The sequence below is a fragment of the Nonomuraea sp. N2-4H genome (genome assembly GCF_045291505.1).
GTDB classification, from domain to species: Bacteria; Actinomycetota; Actinomycetes; order Streptosporangiales; family Streptosporangiaceae; genus Nonomuraea; species Nonomuraea fastidiosa.
In genome coordinates this window covers 7,948,639-7,962,627 of the sequence record NZ_CP147987.1, presented here as the reverse complement: position 1 = coordinate 7,962,627, position 13,989 = coordinate 7,948,639, and the positions used below count along the sequence as shown (strand labels likewise).

The window sequence follows — 13,989 nt, the reverse complement described above, 5'->3', positions numbered from 1 at the left end:
CGGGCGCCGCTCGCTAGCCTGAACGTCATGGACGGGGAGAAGGCCAACCGGCTCGGCGAGTACCTGCGTGCCCGGCGGGCGCTCGTCACGCCGGAGCGGGCCGGCATCCCTGCCGGGCCCAACCGCCGGGTGCCCGGGCTGCGGCGCGAGGAGGTCGCGATGCTGGCCGGGATCAGCGCCGACTACTACATGCGGCTGGAGCGCGGGCGCGACAAGCATCCGTCCGTCCAGGTCCTCACGGCGCTGGCGCGCGTCCTCCATCTCGACGAGGTGGAGCAGCAGTACCTGCTCGACCTGGCCGCGCCGCCGCGGCCGGCGGCCCCGCGGCGCCGGCGGGCCGAACGGGTGCCCGCCCGGCTGCATCACCTGCTCGCCACCATCGGGGTGCCGGCGTTCATCGAGGGCCGCGCGTACGACGTCCTCGCCTCCAACGCGCTCGCCCTCGCCCTGTCACCGCGGTTGAGGCCGGGTGAGAACCGGCTGCGGTCCCTGCTGCTGGATCCCGAGGAGCGCGAGTTCCACGCCGACTGGGAAAGGGCCACCGAGGAGTTCGTGGGGGCGTTCCGCCAGTCGATCGGGGAGGACACCGACGACGCGCGCGTGGTGGAGCTCGTCGGCGAGCTCTCGCTGGCCAGCGCTCGTTTCCGTACGCTGTGGGCCCGCCACGACGTGCGACGCCTCGAAGGCGGCACCGCCGTGGTGAACCATCCGATGGTCGGCACGCTCCATCTGCATCGCGAGAAGCTGCCGGTCGATGGGGTGCTCCTCGTCCTCTACTACGCCGATGAGGGCAGTGAGAGCGCCGAGAAGCTCCACATTCTCGCTTCCCTGGCCGAGTCCAGTGCTTCTGACAGCGGGTCAGGCGGGCGGACCTCTCTCCAGAGTCGTGGGTCTCGGCGGCCGAACTGACGGTCTTTCAGCAAGCGGTCTCTTCGCGGGTGCCAAGTGGACGCCTCGAACGGGCTCCGCCCGGTGGCGGCGGACAGCACGGGGCGGCCGGTGTCATGAGGCGTTGGGGTCGGCGAATAATCGATGGGAACGTCCGGTTGCCGACACTACGATGAGCGCCATGGCAACCACTTCGGGCAGAGCGCGGCGCTGATGGCCGTCAGCATGCACGACGTGGCTCGCGCCGCGGGGGTCTCCCAGCGCACGGTCTCCAACGTGGTCAACAACTACCCCTACGTCCGCCCGGAGACGCGCCAGCGCGTCCTGGCTGCCATGGAGGCGCTCGGCTACGTGCCCAACGCGGCGGCGCGCAGCCTTCGCGCGGCCCGTACGGGGCTGATCGCGCTCGTCGTGCCCGAGTTCCGCGCGCGCTATTTCGCCGAGCTGGCCGAGCAGGTCGTGCGCGCGGCCGAGCCGCTCGGCTACACGGTGCTGATCGAGCTGACCGAGTCCGACCGCGAGCGCGAGCTGAAGGTGCTGAGCGGCGAGCTCAACCAGCTCACCGACGGCGCGATCATGTCGGCCGTGGCGCTGCGGCCGGGCGACGGCCGCCGGCGCCGCCCCGGCTACCCGATCGTGCTGGTGGGCGACGAGGTGCTGGAGGGTCCGATCCACCACGTCGGGATCCCCAACCGGGAGGCCTCGCTCGCGGTGGCCCGGCACCTGGTGGCCGGCGGGCGGCGGCGGCCGATGGTGCTCGGCTACCGGCCGCACGTGCACATCACGGCCCGGATGCGCGTCCAGGGCTTCCTCGACGGGCTCGCCGAGGCGGGCCTGGAGGTGCCGGACGAGCTGCTGGTGGGCGGCGACTGGAGCCGTAAGGTGGGCCTGGCAGGCGGTGGAGGAGCACCTGAGCGCGGGCCTGCCCATGCCGGATGCGATCTTCGCGATGAACGACTCGCTGGCGCTCGGCGCGCTCCGCGCGCTCGCCGAGCGCGGCGTGCGGGTGCCGGAGGACGTCGCGGTGGTCGGCTTCGACGACGTCGAGGAGGCCCGCTACTCGACGCCGTCGCTGACGTCCGTGGCCCCCGACGTGGAGGCGCTGGCCTCCAACGCGGTGGCCATGCTGCACGAGCAGATCACCGGCAAGCCCAGCGGGCTGGGCTCGCGCGTCACGGTCGACTTCAGCCTCCAGGTGCGCGAGTCCAGCCGGTGAGCCGGTCTACTGGCCGCCGAGGCCGGTGGTGGCGATGCCCCTGATGATCTGCCGCTGGAAGAACAGGAACACCACGATGAGCGGCAGCGCGGCCATGACCGCGCCCGCCATGTTCTGCGCGAAGACGACGCCGTAGCCGGTGGTGACGGTCTGCAGGCCGACCGGCAGGGTCATGAGGTCGGGATCGTTCGCCACGATGTACGGCCATAGGAAGTTGTTCCACGCGCCGACGAATGTGAAGATCGACACCGCCGCGATGATCGGCCGCGACAGCGGCAGCACGATGCTGAGGAAGATGCGGACCGACCCGGCCCCGTCGACCCGGGCGGCGTCCTCCAGCTCCCGCGGGATGCTGTCGAAGAAGCGCTTGAGCACGAACACCATGACCGGCGCGACCACCTGCGGCAGGATGATCCCCCAGTACGTGTCCACCATGTTGAAGGCCAGCATCTCGTCGAACAGCGGCACGATGAAGATCGTGCCCGGGATCATGATCGACGCGACGGTGACGCCGAGCAGGAGCTTCCGCCCGGTGAAGTCCAGCCGGGAGAAGGCGTAGCCGGCCATCGTGGAGATCACCAGCGTGATGAGCGTGACGCCGGTCGCCACGATGAGGCTGTTGATCATCCAGGTGGGGATCTCGCCGAGCCGGAAGATGTAGGAGTAGATCTCGAAGGTGTAGCCGTGCTCGGGCAGGATCGTCACGGGCGCGGCGCTCGCGTCGGCCTCCGACTTGAACGAGGTGTTCACCGCCCACAGGAACGGCGTCAGCATCAGGAGGCTGAACAGCGCGAGGACCACGAAGGCCACGACGCGCCCGGCGTTGCTGCTTTTCATGAGTCGGACCTCCGGGCGAACCGCAGCTGGAGCAGCGACAGGACGAGGATGATGGCGAAGAAGACGTACGAGATCGCCGAGGCGTAGCCGAGCCGGTAGCCGGTGAAGCCCGAGTCGAAGATGTACATCAGGATCGAGCGGGTCGAGTCGTCGGGCCCGCCGCCGGTCATCTGGTAGATCTGGTCGAAGACCTTGAGCGAGGCCAGCACCTGGAGCACCAGGATCAGCCCGGTGATGTTGCGCAGCAGCGGCAGCGTGATGGAGAAGAGCTGCCGCCACTTGCCCGCCCCGTCGATCGCGGCCGCCTCGTAGACGGTGGCGGGGATGTTCTGCAGCGCGGCCAGGTAGAGCAGGAAGTTGAAGCCCAGCGTCCACCAGGTCGTGGTGGCCGCGATCGCCGGCATGGCGGTGTCCGGATCCTGCAGCCACGCCTGGTTCTCGAACCCCAGCCGGCCGAGCACGGTGTTGATCAGCCCGAGCTCGGGGTTGTAGAGCCAGCCCCAGAACTTGCTGACCACGGTCGAGGCCAGCAGGTACGGCAGGAAGAACGACATCCGCCACACCCACTGCCCCGGCAGCCCCATGTTGACCAGCAGCGCGGCGGCGAGCGCCACCACCACCAGCGGGATCGTGGTGAGCACGGTGAACAGCACCGTATTGCCGAACGTCTTCCACACCATCGGGTCGGTGAGCGCCTCGGCGTAGTTGGAGAGCCCGACGATGTCCGGCTGCCCGCCCGCGGCGAGGTCCCGGTTCGTGAAGCTCATCCAGAAGCCGTAGACGGTGGGCCAGACCAGGAAGAGCACGAAGAACACGAAGAACGGAGCCACCCAGAGCAGCCCGACCTTGCTCCGCGCGACCTTCGTGGCGGTCTTGGAGGCGTCGGCGACGGCGCCCTTGGGCAAAGTGATCGACGTCATCGCTGCACCGCCTTGGACATGAGGACATTGACGCGCTCGGCGAAGTCGGCGATGGCGTCCTTGACCGAGGTCTGGCCGAGCATCACGTTCTGGAACGAGTTGCCGAACTGGTTCTGGAAGCCGGAGCCGCCTCCGGTGAACGACGACGGCGGGTCGTACTTCAGGTACGACGCGGTCTCGGCGTAGTCGCTGTTGGGCCGCATCGTCTTGAACTCGGGGCTGTTGACGACGGGCAGGTAGGCGGGCGTGTGCCCGGCGCCGCCCCACGGCAGCGATGCCTTGAGGATTCTCGCCACCGCCTCATAGGCCAGCTCGCGTTTGGCCTCGTCGGGCTGCGACTGGTGCGGAAGCACGAACGTGTGCGAGTCGCCCCAGGCCGCCTTGATCCCGGTGCCGAACAGGTTCGGGATCGGCATCGCGCCGAGCTCGAAGTCCGCCTTCTGGAACTGCGGCAGGTCCCACACCCCGGAGAAGATGAGACCGGACTCGCCGTTGATGAAGGAGGAGTTGGCGGTCCCGCCCTCGGCGCTCCTGGAGGCGACCTCGCCGTCCACGAGTTTGCGCATGGTCTCGATGGAGTCGCCGAACGCCTCGGCGTCGTACGTGAAGCGGTCGCCCTGCAGGTCGAACGTGGCGCCGTGCATCGAGTAGAAAGTCCAGAAAAGTCGCCAGAGCTGGCTACCGTCACCGAGATATCCGTACGCGATCCCGTACGGCTTGCCGGTGACCCGCTTGAACTCTTTGCCGAGCCGCTTCAGGTCGTCCAGGCTCTTGATCTCCGGCAGCTTGCCCTGCGAGTCCAGCACGCCGGCCTTCTTCGCCAGGGTGGCGTTGTAGAACGAGATGAACGCGTGCGAATCCAGCGCGATCGCGTAGACCTTGCCGTTGACGATGGAGCTCTGCCAGGCCGAGGCGGTGAACGTCTGCTCGGTGATCCCGTAGCGGGCCAGCCGGTTGAGGTCCCAAGGGTCGAGCAGGCCGCCCGGGGCGAAGCCGGCGAGCCGCGACATGTGCACGATCGCGAGGTCGGGGGCGCGCCCGCCGGCCGCGGCCATGGAGAGTTTGGTGTAGTAGGGAGGCCCCCAGGCGAGGACGACCGGTTTGATGCGGGCGGCGTCCCAGCTGTTGTCGATACCGGTCAGGATCTCGGCCATGCGTTCGCCGTCTCCGCCGCCGAGCAGGTGCCAGAAGACGATTTCCCGGGGATCCCGGCCGGCGATCCCCGTGCCACAGCCGGCCAGAAGTGCGGTAATTCCTGCGGCTTGCAGCATTCTGCGCCGGGAGAGGCGGGAATGGGTCCACTCGTTCATACGTGGTTCCTCGCAGAAATCCGGCCGCCCTCACAGCTCGGGGTGACCGGATGTTGACTCCGGTTGGAGGGAGTGTGGCACACTTTGCTACGTAGCAAAAGACCTCTTTGCTACGTAGTAAAAGGCCTGATCCGCCCGCGTGCCGGGATTGCCGAGGTTGCCAGATGCCGAGTTCCGTTGCCCCCGACGTCCCCCGCGCGGAATACCCGCGCCCGCAGATGGTCCGCCCGGACTGGCTCAATCTGAACGGCCCCTGGCAGTTCGAGATCGACGCCGGCGACACCGGGCTGGAGCGCGGATTGCGCGAGCGCGACCTCGCCGGGACGATCACCGTGCCGTTCGCGCCCGAGTCGGAGCTGTCCGGCATCGGGAACACCGACTTCATGCCCACCGTGTGGTACCGCCGGACGGTGACGATCCCCGCCGAGTGGGCAGGACGCCGCACGCTGCTGCACTTCGGCGCGGTCGACCATGACGCCACGGTGTGGGTGAACGGCGTGGAGGTGGTGCGCCACCGCGGCGGCTTCTCCCCCTTCACCGCCGACCTGTCGGGCGTGGCGCGGCCAGGCGAGGAGGCCACGATCGTCGTGCGCGCCCGCGACTCCCGTCACGGCCCGCAGGCGCGCGGCAAGCAGTCCACCCGCTACCACAACTACGAGTGCCTCTACACCCGCACGACCGGGATCTGGCAGACCGTGTGGCTGGAGCCGGTGCCCGACGTGCACCTGCGCCGCCCCCGGATCACGCCGGACGTCGCCGGCTCGGCGTTCACCGTCGTGGCCCCGCTGTCGGCCAACCGGCCGGGCAACTCCGTGCGCGTCACGGTCTCCGACCCGGACGGCGTGGTCGTCGCCAGCACCGTGCGCGCCGACATCGACCTCTCCCCCACCGTACGGCTGGAGCTGCCCGCCGGCCGGGTACGGCTGTGGGAGCCGGGCGACGGGTTCCTCTACGACGTGAAGATCGAGCTGCTCGACGCCGCCGGCGCGGTCATCGACGCCGTGGACAGCTACGCGGGCCTGCGCTCGGTGTCGATCGACGGCAAGCGGCTGCTCATCAACGGCAAGCCCGTCTTCCAGCGGCTCGTGCTCGACCAGGGCTACTACCCCGACGGCCTCATGACCGCGCCCAGCGACGAGGCCCTGCTGCGCGACATCGAGCTGAGCCTCGCGGCCGGGTTCAACGGCGCGCGACTGCACCAGAAGGTCTTCGAGGAGCGCTTCCTCTACCACGCCGACCGCCTCGGCTACCTGGTGTGGGGCGAGTTCGGCGACTGGGGCTCCCACGCCGAGGGCGAGCACAAGCACACCGCCTCGTTCGTCACCCAGTGGCTCGAAGTGCTGGAGCGCGACGTGTCGCACCCGTCGATCATCGGCTGGTGCCCGCTCAACGAGACCGGCCAGGTGATCCACGACCACCTCACCCACCTCGACGACGTCACGCGCGGCATGTTCCTCGCGACCAAGCTCGCCGACCCCACGCGCCCGGTCATCGACGCCTCCGGCTACAGCCACCGGGTGCCCGAGACCGACGTGTACGACTCCCACAACTACGAGCAGGAGCCCGAGGCGTTCGCCGAGCAGCTCAGCGGCCTGAGCAAGGACCAGCCGTACGTCAACGACATCGAGGGCCGGCCGATCTCGGTGCCGTACCGGGGGCAGCCGTACTTCGTCAGCGAGTACGGCGGCATCTGGTGGAACCCCGAGCTCGCCGGCACCGAGCAGGCCGCCGACCGCTCGACCTCCTGGGGCTACGGCCAGCGGGTGCGGACCGAGGAGGAGTTCCACGAGCGCTTCGCCGGGCTGACCGGGGTGCTGCTCGACGACCCTGACATGTTCGGCTACTGCTACACGCAGCTCACCGACGTGTTCCAGGAGGAGAACGGCATCTACCGGTTCGACCGGTCGACGAAGCTCGACGTGTCGCGCGTGCGCGCGGCGCAGACCCGCGAGGCCGCGTACGAGCGCACGGCTTCCGAAGGCTGACCGGACGCGATCAGCCCTGGGACGGACTCCGCCCCGGGCTGCCCTGGCCGAGTCCAGCGCTTCCGATGGCGTGCCAGGCGGGCGGACCTCTCTCCAGAGGTCGTGGGTCCCGGCCGTCCGAGTAAGCGGGTTTCCAAGGGCTGAGGTGGTGCACCTCAGCCCTTCTTTCTTTTATGCGCCTCTGACGCTGAGCGGTCTAATGTACTAGGACATTAGATGAATGGAGAAAGTCGGCCATCCGCACCACCGGCGTACAGGAGGACATGGCGTGACTTCCGTTCTGCGAGCCCAGGGCCTGGGCAGGAGGTACGGCAGGCGCTGGGCGCTGCGCGACTGCACACTCGACGTCCCCGCCGGACACGTCGTCGGGCTGGTGGGCCCCAACGGGGCCGGCAAGTCCACGCTGCTGAAGCTGGCCTGCGGGCAGCTCGAACCGTCGGCGGGCGCGATCTCGGTGCTCGGCGGCCGGCCGGCGAGCACGCCGGCGCAGCTGGCCAGGGTGGGGTTCGTGGCCCAGGACACCCCGGTCTACGGGGGCCTGACCGTCGAGGATCATCTGCGGCTCGGTGCCAGGCTCAATCCACGCTGGGATCAGGAGCTGGCGCGGGAGCGGGTGGCGCGGCTCGGTCTCGACCCCGCGCATCGGGCGGGCAGGCTGTCGGGCGGCCAGCGCGCGCAGCTCGCGCTCACGTTGGGCCTGGCCAAGCGGCCCGACCTGCTGATCCTGGACGAGCCCGTGGCCGCGCTCGATCCGCTGGCCCGCCGCGAGTTCCTGCAGGGCCTGATGGAGGCCGCGGCCGAGCAGCGGTTCAGCGTGGTGCTCTCCTCGCACCTGGTCTCCGATCTTGAACGCATCTGCGACTACCTGATCGTGCTGGCAGGCTCGCGGGTGCGGGTGGCCGGGGAGGTCGATGAGCTGCTGGCCACCCATTTCCGGATCACCGGGCCGCGCCGCGATCCCGGCCGGCTGCCCGCAGGCCAGGACGTGGTCTCGGCGCGGCACACCGAGCGGCAGAGCACGTACGTGATCCGCACCGAAGACCCGGTCCTCGACCCCGCGTGGACGGTCACCCGGCTCGGCCTGGAGGACCTCGTCCTCGCCTACATGGACGAGCAGGCGAGCGGCCACCGGCCCGCAGCGCTGGAGGTGCGGTGATGATCTGGCTGACCTGGCGGCAACTGCGCGGCTCGGTCGCGGTGACGGCCGCCGCGCTCGCGGTGCTCGCCGCCGTCCTGGTCGCGACCGGCCCCGGCCTGGCCGGCCGCTACGCCTCCGGGATCGCCGAGTGCACCCGTCAGGGCACCTGCGCCGACTTCTACAACGAGTTCTTCGGCTCGTACGAGCTGGAGTTCCTGGCGGTGAGCCTCGTGGTGCTGGTGCTGCCGGCGCTGATCGGGCTGTTCTGGGGTGCGCCGCTGGTGGCCCGCGAGCTGGAGGCGGGCACGCATCTGCTGGTGTGGAACCAGAGCATCACCCGCCGCCGCTGGCTGGCGGTCAAGCTCGGGCTCACCGGCCTGATCGCGGTGGCCGCCGCCGGTCTGTGCGGGCTCATGGTGACCTGGTGGTCGGGTCCTCTGGACGAGTCGGCATCGGAGAACCTGGCGCTGATGGCTCCGCTGGTGTTCGGGGCGCGCGGCATCGCGCCGATGGGGTACGCGGCGTTCGCGTTCGTCCTGGGCACGACGGCCGGCATGATGGCGCGCCGGACGCTGCCCGCCATGGCGCTCACGCTGGCCGTCTTCGCCGCGCTCCAGCTCGGCATGCCGCTGCTGGTCCGCCCGCACCTGATGCCCCCGGCCGTGGCGACCTCGGAGCTCGGCCTGGAGAACGTGGACAGCCTCGCCATCCAGCGCGGGGGCGGCGGGCCCGTGCGGGTCCTGCTGAGGTCGGCCGTGCCGGGGCAGGCGGGCGCCTGGGTGCTGTCGAACGAGCTGATCGACCCGTCGGGACGGACGATCTCCGACGGCGGCGAGGCGGCCGTCCCGGTCTCCACGACCTCGGGGCCCTGCGCGCCGGGGGGATCTCCGGTGGCCGGCACCTGCATGGCCGAGATCAACCGGCTCGGCTACCGGCAGCGGGCGACGTACCAGCCGCTTGAGCGCTTCTGGCCGTTCCAGTGGATCGAGACGGGCATCTACGCCCTGCTCACGCTCGGCCTGACCTGGTGGGCCTTCCGGTGGGTCCGCAGGCGTACGTCATGACCGCCGTCAGAACCGCAACGGCCGGGCTCGCGCTCCTGCTCGCGATGGCCTGCACGACTCCCGCGCCGCCCCGCAGCCACGCGAACGCGGCTTCCGGTACGGTCTGCGCGCCGCCCCAAGGACAGCCGGGGCCGGAGACGGCCACCACGATCGACGTGATCGAGCAGGCGTACTTCTGCATCCTCGGCAACTACTACGCCGGTGCCACCCTGGACGCGCGCACGCTGCTGACCGCCGGGTTCGCCGCGCTGACGCAGGAGATCATCCGGAACGGGCGCGACGTGCCCGACGCCACCATGCCGGCGCTGACCGGCGACAGGAAAGCCGACTGGACCGCCTTCGAGACCACCTACAGAAGGGTCACCGGCCAGGTGCCGGACGACCTCCGCGACCGGCTGGCGGTCGTCACCCTGGAGGCCATCGTGGCCGCGCTCGGGGACGATCACGCCCGCTGGACGCACGGCGTCGAACGTCCGCCCGACGCCTACGACGGCGACGGCTACGGCCTGGGCCTCGAAGCGAACGTCACCCGCCCCCAGGCGACCGGCAGCGCGGAGACCGCCGTGCCCCCGCTGTTCGTCACCGCCGTACTGGGCGGCGCGGCGCGGAAGGCGGGGCTGCGTCCCGGCGACGTCATCGAGTCGGTCAACGACTCGGCGCCCTTCATCGACGGCAAGGCCGGCCCTGCGATCGCCGGGCTGTATCCGCGGTATCCGGACGCGCGGCCGGTCCGGCTGCGGCTGCACCGGCCGAGCACCGGCCGCCGCTGGAGCGTGACGCTCAAGCCCGGCCTGTTCCCGCAGGACCCGGCCGACCTGCAGGTGGTGCGGTCGAAGCTGGTGGACGGCGTCGTCGCCTACGTGCGGATGCGCGGGTTCGCCCCCGACTCCGCCGACCGGGTGCTGCGGGCGATCGCCAGGCTGCGCGAGGGCAGAACGCTGCACGGCGTCGTGCTGGACCTGCGGGGCAACGGCGGCGGCAGCCCCGTGGAGGCGGTCCGGCTGGTGAGCGCGTTCGTGCACGGCAAGGTCACCGCCTACCAGTGCACGGTGGACGGCGCGTGCTCGGCCTCGCGTACCGACGACACCGTGGAGCCGGTCGGGCTGCCGCTTGCGGTGCTCACCGACCGCGGCTGTGCGTCGGCGTGCGAGCACTTCAGCTCAGCGATCAAGGACCTGCGCGCGGGCACGCTGGTCGGCACCAGGACCGCCGGGGCCATCTCCGGCCCTGCGCAGAGCTACCTGCTGCGCGACAACACCACGCTCGCCTTCCCCAGCAGGCATCACCTGGGCCCGAACCGCGAGGTGATCGACAAGGTCGGCGTGGCCCCCGACCACCACGTGCCCCTGACCCCGCAGGACGCGGCCGCCGGGCGCGACCCCGCCCTGGACAAGGCCCTGACCTTGCTGCACGAGTGAGAGGACCTCCCGATGAGACGTCTGCCGGCCGGACCGGCCGTGCTCGCTGTGCTCGCCGTGCTCGCCGTGTCCGCCTGCTCTGGGCCCGCGCCGCCCCGATCCGCCGCCCGGCCGACCGCTCCGAGCGCACCCGCCGAACTGCCCGCCCCCACCGGCGGGCATCCGGTCGGCAGCACGGTCCTGCATCTCAAGGACGCCTCCCGCCCCGACCCGTGGAACCTCGACGCCGAGGCCAGGGAGCTGAAGGTCACCCTGTGGTACCCGGCCGAGCGCGGTGACGGGCGGCGCGCGCCGTACATGACGCGGAAGGAGGCGGAGCTGCTGCTCAAGGGCAGGCGGATCGCGGGCGTGCCGGCGGACCTGCTGAGCGGGACCCGCACCCACGCCATCGAGAACGCCCGGCCCGCGGGCAGGCGGCTGCCGCTGGTCGTGCTCTCCCCCGGCTTCACCAACCCGGTCAGCACGCTCACCTCGCTCGCCGAGGACCTGGCCGCCCGCGGGTACGTGGTGGCCGGCATCGACCACGCGTACGAGAGCCACGCCACGACACTCGCCGACGGGCGCATCGCCGAATGCCTGGCCTGCGACAGCGACACCGACCCCGGCTTCGGCACAGGCGTGGTGGCGGGCCGGGCGGCCGACGTCTCCTTCGTGCTCGACCGGCTCCCCACGGCGTGGAAGGGCGGAGAACGGATCGACCGCTCCAGGATCGCCATGGTCGGGCAGTCGATCGGCGGCGCGAGCGCTCTGGCCGCCATGGCGAAGGACTCCCGGGTACGTGCCGGGATCGACATGGACGGCACCACCTACGCCAGGATCCCCAAGGGCTTCTCCCGGCCGTTCATGTTCCTGGGCTCGCCGCAGCACGCCTCAGGGGGCCGCGACACCTCGTGGGATCGCGACTGGAAGCTGCTGGGCGGGTGGAAGCGGTGGCTCGTGGTGACCGGGGCCGAGCACGCGTCGTTCACGGACGCGCCGCTGCTGGGCGACGCGCTCGGCGTCGAACCCGCCGCCGTCCTGCCCGCCGCCCGCGCCGCCGAGATCACCCGTACGTACGTGGCCGCGTTCCTCGACCGGCACCTGAAGGGGAGACCGCAGCCGCTCCTGGACGAGCCGTCGCCGCGCTTCCCCGAGGTGCGGTTCTGTCCCTCGGCCTGCGGGGGATCCTGAGCCGCTGGGCAATTCTCGGCCTGCGTACGGCGAAGATCCGGGCAAACGCCGGACGCGCCGCCCCTGCCCGTGGCGTGCGGCGGCCTAGCGTCCTGTCCTGACGACCGTGGCGAAGGAGGGGGACGATGTCGGGCAGTGACGTCCGCGGTCTGCTCGCTCCGTTCCTGCTGCTGCTCATCTGCGAGCGGCCGGGTCACGGGTACGACCTGATCGAACGGCTGGCCCGGCTGGGGGCGTCCGACGCCGAGCCCGGCCAGGTCTATCGCGCGCTGCGCTCGCTCGAACGCGCCGGCCACCTGGCCTCCGACTGGGTCGCATCGGAGGCGGGCCCCGCGCGCAGGCGCTACGAGCTGACCACCGGCGGCATGGCCGAGCTGCAGGCGTGGATGCGGCGGCTGACCGAGGTACGCGGGCTGCTGGAGACCTGCCTGGACAGGTGGACGCGGATCAGCGGCGAAGCGGGCGGCCCCGAGCTTTCCGAGCGTTCCCCTGCCGGACGCGAAGAGTGGGAGGAGGCGTCGTGGGCACGGCCCCTGACATGATCGCCATGACCGCCGTGTCCGCCGCGATCGAGCGGCGGACCGCACCGGCCACCGCCCTCGGCGAGGACTCCGAGCGGATCGTCCGCGCCTGCCAGGAGATGGCGGAGCGGTTCCGCGACGGCGGCACGCTGCTGGTGTTCGGCACCGGCGGGTCGGTGGCGGACGCGCAGCACGTCGCCGTCGAGTTCGCGCATCCGGTCGTCGTGGGCAAGCCGGCGCTGCCCGCCGTCTCCCTGGCCACCGACATGGCCGTGACCACGGAGATCGCCCGCACCCGGAGCCTGGACGAGATCTTCGCCGCCCAGCTCAGACTGCTGGCCGGGCCGCGCGACATCGCGCTCGGCCTCTCGGCGGATGGCGACTGCGCCGCCGTACGCGAAGGGCTGGCGGCGGCGCGCGAGCTGGGGCTGCTCACGGTGGCGCTCACCGGCGGGCAGGCGGATCCCGAGGCGGACCACGTGCTCGCCGTACACTCCGACGACCCGCTGATCGTCAAAGAGGTGCACATGACGATCTATCACGTGCTGTGGGAGCTGGTGCACGTCTTCTACGAGCTGGAGGCGGCCCGATGACGGAGCCGGCCGAGCGCACGGGACCGGCCGACCGGCCTCCCGAGCCGACGATGACGGGCCACTGCGGCGACGAGGTCTGCGTCACCTGCTCCGACGTGGCCGTGCCGGTGCGCGTGCTGCGGCTGCTCGGCGACGACCTGGCGCTGGTCGAGACAGAGGCGGGGACCGAGGAGGAGGTCAGCGTGGCGCTGGTGGACGCGCGGCCCGGCGACGTCGTGCTCGTGCACGCCAAGGAGGCCATCGCGAGGAGGCGGCCGTGAGCACGGTCGGCGAGCCCGGCGGGATCGAGGCGCTTTATCCGTTCCTCGCGCCCGCGCCCACCGATCGGGAGGCCGTCGTCGCGGACCTGTGCGCGTCCACGCGGAGAAAGGCCGCCGAGATCGTCGAGCTGCGCAGGTCGCTCATCGATCTGCACGGCGAGCGGCTGGTGGCGTGCGCGCGGGCGATGGCGGCGGCGTTCGAGGCGGGCGGGCGGCTGTTCGCGTTCGGCAACGGCGGCAGCAGCACCGACGCCCAGGCGATCGCGCAGCTCTTCACCGCACCACCGGCACGAAGGCGCGCGGTCGCCGCGATCCCGCTGGCCCAGGACGTCGCGCTGCTCACGGCGCTGTCGAACGACGTCGGGTACGAGCTGGTCTTCGCCCGGCAGCTCGCCGCGCTTGGCCGCCGCGGCGACGTGGCCATGGGGCTGTCCACCAGCGGCGGCTCGGCCAACGTGCTCAACGCGATGGCGCAGGCGTCCAGGCTCGGCATGCTCACCGTCGGCCTGGCCGGGTACGACGGCGGGCCGATGGCGCAGGACGACCGGGTGTCGTACCTGTTCGTGGTGCCGTCGGCGTCCGTGCACCGCATCCAGGAGGCGCAGATCACCCTCTGCCACGTGCTGTGGGAGCTGACCCAGCGGGTGCTGACCGGCGAGACGTGACGGC

The 13,989-nt window shown here is 71.1% G+C and carries 13 protein-coding genes and 2 pseudogenes; 12 read left to right on the top strand and 3 right to left on the bottom strand.

The features are described 5' to 3' along the window. The first annotated feature begins 27 nt into the window (after positions 1–27). The 3 genes and pseudogenes from WBK31_RS36880 to WBK31_RS36870 all read left to right on the top strand — a co-directional run. A complete protein-coding gene (locus tag WBK31_RS36880) occupies positions 28–909 on the top strand; it encodes a helix-turn-helix transcriptional regulator (protein WP_364064180.1) in 882 nt (293 codons plus the stop codon). Positions 910–1,032: 123 nt separating this feature from the next. Then, positions 1,033–1,701: pseudogene (locus WBK31_RS36875) on the top strand (LacI family DNA-binding transcriptional regulator); the annotation flags it as partial. Between the two features lie 61 nt (positions 1,702–1,762). Then, positions 1,763–2,104 (top strand): annotated as a pseudogene (locus tag WBK31_RS36870) (substrate-binding domain-containing protein); the annotation flags it as partial. A 6-nt stretch (positions 2,105–2,110) separates the two neighbouring features. Here the strand turns inward: WBK31_RS36870 and WBK31_RS36865 are convergent. The 3 genes from WBK31_RS36865 to WBK31_RS36855 are packed head-to-tail and all read right to left on the bottom strand — an operon-like array spanning position 2,111 to position 5,015. After that, on the bottom strand, positions 2,111–2,941 hold the full coding sequence (locus WBK31_RS36865) for a carbohydrate ABC transporter permease (protein WP_364064186.1): 831 nt from the start codon (positions 2,939–2,941) through the stop codon (positions 2,111–2,113). Continuing rightward, the gene (locus WBK31_RS36860) at positions 2,938–3,861 is read right to left on the bottom strand and encodes a carbohydrate ABC transporter permease (RefSeq protein ID WP_378785787.1); all 924 of its coding nucleotides are present in this window, start codon (positions 3,859–3,861) and stop codon (positions 2,938–2,940) included. Before WBK31_RS36860 ends, WBK31_RS36865 begins: the two co-directional genes overlap by 4 nt. Continuing rightward, the gene (locus WBK31_RS36855) at positions 3,858–5,015 is read right to left on the bottom strand and encodes an extracellular solute-binding protein (protein ID WP_364064192.1); all 1,158 of its coding nucleotides are present in this window, start codon (positions 5,013–5,015) and stop codon (positions 3,858–3,860) included. Before WBK31_RS36855 ends, WBK31_RS36860 begins: the two co-directional genes overlap by 4 nt. A 320-nt stretch (positions 5,016–5,335) precedes the next feature. Between WBK31_RS36855 and WBK31_RS36850 the strand changes: the two genes are divergently transcribed. The 9 genes from WBK31_RS36850 to WBK31_RS36810 all read left to right on the top strand — a co-directional run bounded on the left by WBK31_RS36850 (position 5,336) and on the right by WBK31_RS36810 (position 13,985). Then, positions 5,336–7,156, top strand: a complete 1,821-nt coding sequence (locus WBK31_RS36850; protein ID WP_406673905.1) for a glycoside hydrolase family 2 protein — start codon at positions 5,336–5,338, stop codon at positions 7,154–7,156. 268 nt (positions 7,157–7,424) lie between these two features. After that, on the top strand, positions 7,425–8,312 hold the full coding sequence (locus WBK31_RS36845; protein ID WP_378785789.1) for an ABC transporter ATP-binding protein: 888 nt from the start codon (positions 7,425–7,427) through the stop codon (positions 8,310–8,312). Next, entirely contained in the window at positions 8,312–9,358 is a 1,047-nt protein-coding gene (locus tag WBK31_RS36840) for an ABC transporter permease (RefSeq protein WP_364064202.1), read from the top strand. Before WBK31_RS36845 ends, WBK31_RS36840 begins: the two co-directional genes overlap by 1 nt. Continuing rightward, the gene (locus WBK31_RS36835) at positions 9,355–10,776 is read left to right on the top strand and encodes a S41 family peptidase (protein ID WP_364064204.1); all 1,422 of its coding nucleotides are present in this window, start codon (positions 9,355–9,357) and stop codon (positions 10,774–10,776) included. The genes WBK31_RS36840 and WBK31_RS36835 overlap by 4 nt, the downstream gene beginning before the upstream one ends. A 12-nt stretch (positions 10,777–10,788) precedes the next feature. After that, a complete protein-coding gene (locus WBK31_RS36830) occupies positions 10,789–11,946 on the top strand; it encodes an alpha/beta hydrolase (RefSeq protein WP_364064206.1) in 1,158 nt (385 codons plus the stop codon). 125 nt (positions 11,947–12,071) lie between these two features. After that, the gene (locus WBK31_RS36825) at positions 12,072–12,488 is read left to right on the top strand and encodes a helix-turn-helix transcriptional regulator (RefSeq protein ID WP_364064209.1); all 417 of its coding nucleotides are present in this window, start codon (positions 12,072–12,074) and stop codon (positions 12,486–12,488) included. Continuing rightward, positions 12,467–13,060, top strand: a complete 594-nt coding sequence (locus tag WBK31_RS36820) for an SIS domain-containing protein (protein ID WP_364064211.1) — start codon at positions 12,467–12,469, stop codon at positions 13,058–13,060. The genes WBK31_RS36825 and WBK31_RS36820 overlap by 22 nt, the downstream gene beginning before the upstream one ends. After that, a complete protein-coding gene (locus tag WBK31_RS36815) occupies positions 13,057–13,320 on the top strand; it encodes a HypC/HybG/HupF family hydrogenase formation chaperone (RefSeq protein ID WP_364064214.1) in 264 nt (87 codons plus the stop codon). The genes WBK31_RS36820 and WBK31_RS36815 overlap by 4 nt, the downstream gene beginning before the upstream one ends. Continuing rightward, entirely contained in the window at positions 13,317–13,985 is a 669-nt protein-coding gene (locus WBK31_RS36810; RefSeq protein WP_378785791.1) for an SIS domain-containing protein, read from the top strand. Before WBK31_RS36815 ends, WBK31_RS36810 begins: the two co-directional genes overlap by 4 nt. Positions 13,986–13,989: the final 4 nt, after the last annotated feature.

Bases quoted from the DNA above. Each gene is read 5' to 3' on its own strand.
- WBK31_RS36855 (WP_364064192.1), bottom strand. From the start codon at position 5,015: ATGGCCGAGATCCTGACCGGTATCGACAACAGCTGGGACGCCGCCCGC.
- WBK31_RS36880 (WP_364064180.1), top strand. From the start codon at position 28: ATGGACGGGGAGAAGGCCAACCGGCTCGGCGAGTACCTGCGTGCCCGG.
- WBK31_RS36830 (WP_364064206.1), top strand. From the start codon at position 10,789: ATGAGACGTCTGCCGGCCGGACCGGCCGTGCTCGCTGTGCTCGCCGTG.
- WBK31_RS36840 (WP_364064202.1), top strand. From the start codon at position 8,312: ATGATCTGGCTGACCTGGCGGCAACTGCGCGGCTCGGTCGCGGTGACG.
- WBK31_RS36850 (WP_406673905.1), top strand. From the start codon at position 5,336: ATGCCGAGTTCCGTTGCCCCCGACGTCCCCCGCGCGGAATACCCGCGC.
- WBK31_RS36860 (WP_378785787.1), bottom strand. From the start codon at position 3,861: ATGACGTCGATCACTTTGCCCAAGGGCGCCGTCGCCGACGCCTCCAAG.
- WBK31_RS36825 (WP_364064209.1), top strand. From the start codon at position 12,072: ATGTCGGGCAGTGACGTCCGCGGTCTGCTCGCTCCGTTCCTGCTGCTG.
- WBK31_RS36865 (WP_364064186.1), bottom strand. From the start codon at position 2,941: ATGAAAAGCAGCAACGCCGGGCGCGTCGTGGCCTTCGTGGTCCTCGCG.
- WBK31_RS36815 (WP_364064214.1), top strand. From the start codon at position 13,057: ATGACGGAGCCGGCCGAGCGCACGGGACCGGCCGACCGGCCTCCCGAG.
- WBK31_RS36835 (WP_364064204.1), top strand. From the start codon at position 9,355: ATGACCGCCGTCAGAACCGCAACGGCCGGGCTCGCGCTCCTGCTCGCG.